Source organism: Comamonas sp. B-9, assembly GCF_000410635.1.
In the GTDB taxonomy this organism is placed as follows: Bacteria; Pseudomonadota; Gammaproteobacteria; order Burkholderiales; family Burkholderiaceae_C; genus Comamonas.
In genome coordinates, this window is sequence record NZ_KE148539.1 from 26001 (window position 1) to 33781 (window position 7781).

The window sequence follows — 7781 nt, forward strand, 5'->3', positions numbered from 1 at the left end:
TCTGAGGTCTGGACGCTGATCTGGATGTCGATGCCCGGATGCTGCCCGCGCAGCCCCGCCAGCGCCTGGGGCAGCAGATGGGCGATCACCCCCGTCGATGCGCCCAGCCGCACGCGCCCTTCCAGCCCTTGCACCTGGCGCTGGATGTCGCTCAAGGCCAGCTCAGCCTCGTCCAGCAGGCGGCGGGCGCGCGCGACCAGCACGTCCCCAATGGCCGAGGGCCGCACCTGCCCGCGCTTGCGCGACAGAAGCGGCGCGCCAATGCGCGCTTCCAGCTCGGCAATATGCAGGCTGACCGTGGGCGGCGCCAGGTGCAGGCTGTGCGCCGCGCGGATGAACGAGCCCTGGTCGGCAATCGCCACCAAGGTGCGCAAACGGTCCAGGCTGATCTCTCGCATCGCAGCTCCAAATTCAGAAAAGCTGAATGTCTGGTTTGTGAAATTCAACTTTCATTATTTTAAGGCCCGGAGGAACATAGCGGCTTCATCCATGGGCCAGCGCCCGCATTCTCGGAAGTCATCTGCATATGCGCACTCCTCTTGTTTTTATCGACGGCGACCAGGGCACCACCGGTTTGCAAATCCATGAGCGGCTGCGCGGGCGCAGCGATATCCGCGTCGTGACCCTGCCAGCCGCTGAGCGCAAGGACGCCCAGCGCCGGGCCGAAGCCATCAATGCCTGCGATATCGCTATCCTCTGCTTGCCCGACGCCGCAGCGCGCGAGGCGGTGCAGGCCATCGTCAATCCTGCGGTGCGGGTGATCGATGCCAGTTCTGCGCACCGCACGCAGGCCGATTGGGTCTATGGCTTTGCGGAGATGTCGGCAGCGCAGGCTGAGCGCATTGCCAAGGCCCGCCGGGTCAGCAATCCCGGCTGCTACCCGACGGGAGCCATCGGCTTGCTGCTGCCCCTGGTGCAGGCCGGGCTGCTGCCTGCCAGCTACCCAGTCAGCGTGCACGCGGTATCGGGCTACTCCGGGCGCGGACGCGCTGGGGTCGAGGCGCATGAGGGCGTGGGGGGTGCCAAGCCGCCAGCCTTCCAGATCTACGGCCTGGAGCTGGCGCACAAGCATGCGCCGGAGATGCAGTTGCACGCAGGTCTGGCCGCGCGCCCGCTGTTTGTGCCGGCCTATGGTGCCTATCGCCAGGGCATTGTGCTGACGGTGCCGCTGGCATTGCGCATGCTGCCGCCCGGTGTGGATGCCGCTGCGTTGCAGGCCTGCCTGGCACGCCACTATGCGCAGGCGCCCGATGTGCAGGTTTTGTCGCTGGACAAGGCCAGAGCGCTTACACACCTGGATCCGCAGCTGCTCAACGGCACGAATGCCATGCAACTGAGCGTCTTCCACAACGAGGCGCAGGGCCAGGTGCTGCTGGCGGCCATTTTTGACAACCTGGGCAAAGGCGCATCGGGTGCGGCGGTGCAGAACCTGGACCTGATGCTGGGCGCATAGGGGGCGAAAGCTTAGTCGCTATCGCCCAGAAACTGCTCGGTCAGCTGCTGGGCCAGGGGGTCGGGGCCGCTGAGGGTCAGGCTCAGCTGCAGCGCGGTCTGCTGCGCTGCCTGGGGCGCCAATAGCTGGCGCTGCCGCGCATCCCAGTGCAAGGCCAGCGCGTCACCGGCATCGCTTTGCAACTGCAGGTCCAGATCCCAGCGGTGGCCATCTTCCAGCGGGCCGGGGGCACCAAAGGTATCGCTGCACCAGGCCAGCAGCTGCGTGACTTCGGCTGCCAGCGCTGGCCACTGGGCGGCCTTGGCATAGGCCATCGCATCGAGGCTGGTAAGGCCTTCGCCGTCATCGCTGGTGTCAAAGTCCAAATAGTCGAGCATGTGCGGGGTTTTCATCGATATTGCGCGATTTTATGCTATGTTTTTAGGAGTTAAGCAAGCAAGCCGGATACCCCTATGAGCCTGGAATGGAATGCGCTGGATTTCTCCTACCCGCAAGCGGCCCCGCTGCTAGCCGGCTGGCAATGGCAGGCCGCGCCTGGCCTGGTGCAACTGGTCGATGGCCTGAGCGCAGGCAAGACCACAGCCCTGCAATTGCTGGCCGGGCAGCTGCAGGCCTGCGGGGGCAGCCTGCTTATCGATGGCCAGACGCCGCAGGCGCTCAAGAGTGCAGGGGGCGTGTTCTGGCACGAGCCACGCCTGCCCGCCACGATGCCGCCAGGCACCACGGTGGTCGCAGACTGGATCGCCCAGATGCGCCGCGACTGCCCGGGCTGGGACGAGGCCCTGTTTGTGCAGTGGCAGGCGGGCTTGGATCTGGCCGCGCACAGCGCCAAACCTTTGCTGGCGCTCTCGACTGGCAGCCTGCGTAAGCTGGTCATTGCGCTGGGCCTGGCCAGTGGCGCCCGGCTGGTGCTGCTCGATGAGCCCACCTCGGGGCTGGACAAGCCGGCGCTGGCTTTTTTGCGCGAGGGCTTGCAAACCCTGGCGCCGCACCTGGCCGCGCAGGGGCGCTACGCCATGCTGGCGCATTACGAGCCTTTGGTGGATGCCGGGGGCGCCGTGCAGGTGGTGGCGCTGCCGGCGCCATAGCGGCTGCGCAGGCGCGGGCGCTGCATTGTGTAAATTTTCGTGCGCGCTGGCGGGCCAGACCCGTGGCGCGTGTTGGGCCGCTGGATAATCGGGCAGACCGATTTTTTGAAAGACTGTTGTGGACACCTTGCTGTTGATCAAAGCCGCCATCATGGGCGTGGTGGAGGGGCTGACGGAGTTCTTGCCGATCTCCTCGACAGGGCATTTGATTTTGGCCGGCAGCCTGCTGGGCTTTGACGATGCCAAGGCCAAGGTGTTCGACATCGCGATCCAGACTGGCGCCATCTTTGCGGTGATCCTGGTGTACTGGCAAAAGATCCGGACCACCGTCGTGGCGCTGCCATCGAGCCGCCAGGCACAGCGCTTTGCGCTCAATGTCTTTATCGGCTTTTTGCCCGCCGTGGTGCTGGGCCTGTTGTTTGGCAAGTACATCAAGGCGCATTTGTTCACGCCCATCGTCGTGGCCACCACCTTTATCCTGGGCGGCTTTGTCATCCTCTGGGCGGAAAAGCGCCAGTCCGCCCATGTGCGGGTGCAGACGGTCGATGAGATGACGCCGCTTGATGCGCTCAAGGTCGGCCTGGTGCAGTGCCTGGCGATGATTCCGGGCACCAGCCGCAGCGGCTCGACCATCATCGGCGGCATGCTGATGGGCCTGTCGCGCCAGGCGGCCACCGATTTTTCCTTCTTCCTCGCGATCCCCACCTTGATCGGCGCTGGCGTCTACAGCCTCTACAAAGAGCGGGCGCTGCTGTCGATGGCCGATATCCCCATGTTTGCCACGGGGCTCATCTTCTCGTTCATCAGCGCCTGGCTCTGCGTGCGCTGGCTGCTGCGCTACATCGCCTCCAACAGCTTTGTGCCCTTTGCCTGGTACCGCATTGTGTTCGGCATCATCGTGCTGGTGACGGCCTTTAGCGGCATGGTCAATTGGGTGGATTCCTGATCGCGGACATCCACGCGCATCCGCACACTGAAACCCGGTCCGACAGCCGGGTTTTTTTGTGCCCGTTGGGCCGCTGCCGCAGCCCGGTCCCTGTCGCCAATATGTCTGTGCCGCCCAAGGCTTGGGGTTTGTCTGGGCTGCGGGTCTTTCGGCGTTCTCTACAATTATCCATATTGTGAACTTTAGTCCATATGGTGGATAAATGCCCGTAGACAGCCCTGACCAGACCCCGTTGATGCCTTACCAGTATCCGAACCCGCCTGATGCCTTGCCCGAGATCGTGGTGGAAAGCGCCATCCCCACCGATGAGCGGCTGTGGGTACCGCAGGCCGAGAACGTCTGGTTTCGCCCCCTGTGCCTCAATGCCAGCCAGGGTTACTGGATGAACCTGCTCAAGGTGCGCAAATCCGGCGTGCTCAGCCGCCACCGCCACCCGCAGGCCGTGCATGGCTTTGTGCTCAAGGGCCGCTGGAAATACCTGGAGCACGACTGGTGGGCCAAGGAAGGCAGCTATGTGTTCGAGCCCCCAGGCGAGACCCACACCTTGTATGTGCCCGAAGACTGCGAGGAGATGATCACCTACTTCCAGGTCAACGGTGTCATGTACTACACCGACCCCTGGGGCAAGGGCATGGGCTTTGAGGACGTGTTCACCAAGATCGACATGTGCCGCAAGCACTTTGAGGCCGTGGGCCTGGGTGCCGATTACACCAACCAGTTCATCCGCTGACATGGCCGATTGCAGCTACCAATTGGGCGGCCGGGTGGCCGTGGTGACCGGTGGCGCCAGCGGCATTGGTGCCAGCCTGGTGCAGGCCTTGCAGCAAGCCGGTGCCCAGGTGGCGGTCTGGGATCTGCAGCCGCCTTCTGCCGCAGATGCAGGTGATGCGCTGTTCTGCCCGGTCGATGTGACCGAGCCGGCCAGCATCCAGGCGGCGCTGGCGCAAACGCTCGAGAGGCTGGGCCGGGTCGACATGCTGATCAACAGCGCCGGTATCACCGGGCCCACGATGGCGCTCGATGCCTTTGACGATGCCGTCTGGAAACGCGTGATCGACATCAACCTGGTCGGTGTCTACCACGTCTGCAAGGCCGTGGTGCCGGTGCTGCGCGCCCAGGGCTATGGCCGGGTGGTGAACATCGCTTCGCTCGCAGGCAAGGAGGGCACGCCCAATGCGTCGGCCTACAGCGCGGCCAAGGCCGGGGTGCTGGCGCTGACCAAGTCGCTGGGCAAGGAGCTGGCCGGCAGCGGCGTACTGGTCAATGCGGTGGCACCGGCAGCGGTGCGCACGCCCATTTTGGAGCAGATGGCCCCCGCGCATGTGGCCACGATGATTGCCAAGAGCCCGATGGGCCGCCTGGGTGAGCCCGAGGAGATTGCGGCCCAGGTGCTGTGGCTGGCGTCTGACGCCTGCTCGTTCAGCACTGGGGCGGTGTTTGATGTATCCGGTGGACGTGCGACCTATTGAAACTGCACGACAAAGTAAAAAGCAGGAGACGGTATGAACATGAATAAAACGCGCCGCGGCGCCATGGGCTTTGTCGCCGCCGGTGCCAGCGCTGTGCTGATGGGCATGAGCGGCTGGGCGGTGGCAGCGGACTTTCCGGTACGCCAAATCGAGCTGATCGTGCCCTTCCAGCCCGGTGGCGGCACCGATGGTGTGGCCCGTGCCTTTGGTGAGGCGGCGCGCAAGCACATTCCGCAAAGCGTGGTGGTGATCAACAAGCCCGGTGCCAGCGGCGCCATTGGCTGGACGGACATGATCAATGCCAAGCCTGACGGCTATAAGCTGGCCGTGGTGACGGTGGAGCTGGTGACCCTCAAGCCCATGGGCCTGGCCAAGTTCTCGTACGACGATGTGCAGCCCATCATCCAGTTCAACGCCGACCCGGCCGCGATCACCGTGCGCGCCGATGCGCCCTGGAACACGATCGAAGAGTTCCTCGCCGCCTCCAAGAAGGACCCCGGCAAGATGGGCGTGGGCAATGCCGGCAATGGCTCGATCTGGCACTTTGCCGCCACGGCGCTGGGCGACAAGACGGGCATCCAGTTCAACCATATTCCGTTCCAGGGTGCGGGCCCGGCCGTGCTGGCGCTGATGGGCGGCCACGTCGATGCGGTGGCGGTGAGCCCGGCCGAAGTGGCCCAGCAGCTGCAGGCGGGCAAGCTCAAGATGCTGACCGTGATGGCGGACCAGCGCGTGAAGAACTTCGACAAGGTGCCCACGTTGAAGGAAAAGGGCATCGACCTGAGCATTGGCACCTGGCGCGGCATTGCCGGCCCCAAGAAGCTGCCCACCGATGTGCTGAACTACTTGAAGGCGGCGGCCAAGAAGACCGTCGATGAGCCGGCCTTCCAGGAAGTGCTGGCCAAACAGAACCTGGGCTTTGTCTATGCCGATGACCAGGGTTTCCGCAACCAGATGATGAAGGATGCGACCTATTTCGCCGACCTGATCAAACTGCTGGACATGAAGAACTGAGCCCCAAGCGGGTGATAAGCAAGCAATGCGAGAGATGCGAGTGATGACTACGACCTACCAGAAAGACCTGTTGACAGGCAAGACCGCCCTGGTCGCCGGTGCCACCCAAGGCATTGGTGCCGTGATTGCCAACCATTTGGCGGCGCTGGGCGCGCGCGTGATTGCGCTGGGCCTGGGCGAGGGCGATGGCACGCTGGACGCCGGGGTGGAAGTGCGCCAGGCCGATGTCACGCGCCAGGCCGATCTGGATGGGGCGCTCGCCGATCTGGACGAGCTCGACATCGTCTTCAACTGCGCGGGCATCATCAAGCGCGGGCTGGAGCACGATGTGGAGGTCTTCCAGCGCGTGCTGGAGGTGAACCTGACCGGCACCATGCGGGTCTGCACCGCCACGCGTGACAAGCTGCGCGCCCGGCGCGGCTGCATTGTCAACACCGCATCGATGCTGACCTTCTTTGGTGGTGGCCTAGTGCCCGGCTATGCGGCCAGCAAGGGCGGTATCGGCCAGCTGACCAAGTCGCTTGCCATTGCCTATGCGGCCGATGGCATCCGGGTAAACGCGATTGCCCCGGGCTGGATTGCGACGCCGCTGACCCAGGCGCTGCAGGACGACCCGGCCCGCTCGGGCCCCATCCTGGCACGCACGCCGCTGGGGCGCTGGGGCACACCGCAGGATGTGGCGCAAGCGGCCGTGTTCCTCTGCACACCGGCGGCCAGCTTTATGACGGGCGTGGTGCTGCCGGTCGATGGCGGCTATATGGTGAGCTGAGGCTGACGCCCGAGAGGGCGGTGGCAGCACGCTGCCCATCCAAAGACAAATGCCCTCGGCCAGGTGGCCGAGGGCATTTTTTTGGGGAAGACAAACAGGTCTTCAGTCCTTGGGGCGGAAACCAATGACCAGACTGGATGGCACGCGGCCATCGGTGTCGCGTGGCAAGGTCTCGGTCTTGTGCATTGCACGGACGACGGCATCGTCCCAGGCCTTGTTGCCGCTGGACTTGGTAACGCGCACGCCCACGATGGTGCCATCGGGGGCAGCGCGCACTTCCAGCTCGGCACGCGGGTTGCCCTGGATGTCATCAGGGAAGGTGATGTTGGGGCGCACCTTGGCAGCGACCTTGCCGCCATAGCCGGCCGATGGGCCACCTTGGCCAGAGGCGCTGCCCGATGGCGTGCCACCCTGGCTGCTGCCGGCCGCACCTGCAGCGCCTGCCATACCGGCCATGCGGGCGATATTGGCCTGGCGCTGGGCTTCGGCGGCCTTGGCATCGGCGGCGGCCTTGGCTTTGGCGTCTGCAGCGGCCTTCGCTTTGGCATCGGCGGCCGCTTTGGCCTTGGCATCCGCTGCGGCCTTCGCCTTGGCGTCGGCTTCTGCCTTGGCTTTCTCGGCCTTTTCGCGCTCGGCCTTGTCCTTCTCGGCTTTTTCCCGGGCGTCCTTTTCCTTTTGCAAGCGGTCCTTCTTGTCCTGCTCGGCCTGCTTCTTGCGGTCGGCTTCCTTGCGGTCCTTTTCCGCCTTCTCGGCCTTTTCGCGGGCGTCCTTTTCCTTTTGCAGGCGTTCCTGGCGCTCCTCTTCCAGGCGGTCCTTCTTGTCCTGCTCGGCTTGCTTCTTGCGCTCGGCTTCCTTGCGCTGGGCCAGCTCACGCTCCTTTTGCTCGCGCTGCTTGGCTTCTTGCTCCTTTTTCTTGCGCAGGGCAATCTCGGACTCGCGGTCGTCGTCATCCTGCACGGCCGCCACGGGCTTGGGTGTGGTCACGGCCGGGGCGGGCGCGGGGGGAGGAGGTGGCGGAACCGGGGCGGGCGGCGGCGGTGCC

9 protein-coding genes and 1 pseudogene are annotated in these 7781 nt (G+C 64.7%); 7 read left to right on the forward strand and 3 right to left on the reverse strand.

Annotated elements, in window-relative coordinates; genetic code table 11:
• Nucleotides 1-398, reverse strand: a pseudogene (locus H928_RS26765) (LysR family transcriptional regulator); the annotation flags it as partial.
• Between the two features lie 128 nt (nucleotides 399-526).
• Here H928_RS26765 and argC point away from each other — a divergent pair.
• Nucleotides 527-1453: an N-acetyl-gamma-glutamyl-phosphate reductase gene (gene argC, locus H928_RS0108045; RefSeq protein WP_021026016.1), complete on the forward strand. Its 927-nt coding sequence runs from the start codon at nucleotides 527-529 to the stop codon at nucleotides 1451-1453.
• Between the two features lie 11 nt (nucleotides 1454-1464).
• On the opposite strand, the gene H928_RS26770 is transcribed toward argC, so the two are convergent.
• A complete protein-coding gene (locus H928_RS26770) occupies nucleotides 1465-1845 on the reverse strand; it encodes a hypothetical protein (protein ID WP_021026017.1) in 381 nt (126 codons plus the stop codon).
• A gap of 60 nt (nucleotides 1846-1905) precedes the next feature.
• Here H928_RS26770 and H928_RS0108055 point away from each other — a divergent pair, with 60 nt between their 5' ends.
• The 6 genes from H928_RS0108055 to H928_RS0108080 all read left to right on the forward strand — a co-directional run bounded on the left by H928_RS0108055 (nucleotide 1906) and on the right by H928_RS0108080 (nucleotide 6739).
• The gene (locus H928_RS0108055) at nucleotides 1906-2541 is read left to right on the forward strand and encodes an ATP-binding cassette domain-containing protein (protein WP_021026018.1); all 636 of its coding nucleotides are present in this window, start codon (nucleotides 1906-1908) and stop codon (nucleotides 2539-2541) included.
• Between the two features lie 118 nt (nucleotides 2542-2659).
• Complete coding sequence (locus H928_RS0108060) at nucleotides 2660-3487, forward strand: undecaprenyl-diphosphate phosphatase (RefSeq protein WP_021026019.1); 828 nt, start codon at nucleotides 2660-2662, stop codon at nucleotides 3485-3487.
• A 202-nt stretch (nucleotides 3488-3689) separates the two neighbouring features.
• The gene (locus tag H928_RS0108065; RefSeq protein WP_021026020.1) at nucleotides 3690-4217 is read left to right on the forward strand and encodes a 2,4'-dihydroxyacetophenone dioxygenase family protein; all 528 of its coding nucleotides are present in this window, start codon (nucleotides 3690-3692) and stop codon (nucleotides 4215-4217) included.
• Nucleotide 4218: 1 nt separating this feature from the next.
• Nucleotides 4219-4956, forward strand: coding sequence for an SDR family NAD(P)-dependent oxidoreductase (locus H928_RS0108070; protein WP_021026021.1), 738 nt, complete (start codon nucleotides 4219-4221; stop codon nucleotides 4954-4956).
• A 33-nt stretch (nucleotides 4957-4989) separates the two neighbouring features.
• Nucleotides 4990-5970, forward strand: coding sequence for a tripartite tricarboxylate transporter substrate binding protein (locus H928_RS0108075; protein WP_021026022.1), 981 nt, complete (start codon nucleotides 4990-4992; stop codon nucleotides 5968-5970).
• 43 nt (nucleotides 5971-6013) lie between these two features.
• Nucleotides 6014-6739: an SDR family NAD(P)-dependent oxidoreductase gene (locus H928_RS0108080; protein ID WP_021026023.1), complete on the forward strand. Its 726-nt coding sequence runs from the start codon at nucleotides 6014-6016 to the stop codon at nucleotides 6737-6739.
• Between the two features lie 102 nt (nucleotides 6740-6841).
• Here H928_RS0108080 and tolA read toward each other — a convergent pair.
• On the reverse strand, nucleotides 6842-7781 hold a 940-nt coding region (tolA, locus tag H928_RS0108085), incomplete at its 5' end, for a cell envelope integrity protein TolA (RefSeq protein WP_027010691.1).

Bases quoted from the DNA above. Each gene is read 5' to 3' on its own strand.
- argC (WP_021026016.1), top strand. From the start codon at position 527: ATGCGCACTCCTCTTGTTTTTATCGACGGCGACCAGGGCACCACCGGT.
- H928_RS26770 (WP_021026017.1), bottom strand. From the start codon at position 1,845: ATGAAAACCCCGCACATGCTCGACTATTTGGACTTTGACACCAGCGAT.
- H928_RS0108055 (WP_021026018.1), top strand. From the start codon at position 1,906: ATGAGCCTGGAATGGAATGCGCTGGATTTCTCCTACCCGCAAGCGGCC.
- H928_RS0108065 (WP_021026020.1), top strand. From the start codon at position 3,690: ATGCCCGTAGACAGCCCTGACCAGACCCCGTTGATGCCTTACCAGTAT.
- H928_RS0108070 (WP_021026021.1), top strand. From the start codon at position 4,219: ATGGCCGATTGCAGCTACCAATTGGGCGGCCGGGTGGCCGTGGTGACC.
- H928_RS0108075 (WP_021026022.1), top strand. From the start codon at position 4,990: ATGAACATGAATAAAACGCGCCGCGGCGCCATGGGCTTTGTCGCCGCC.
- H928_RS0108080 (WP_021026023.1), top strand. From the start codon at position 6,014: ATGACTACGACCTACCAGAAAGACCTGTTGACAGGCAAGACCGCCCTG.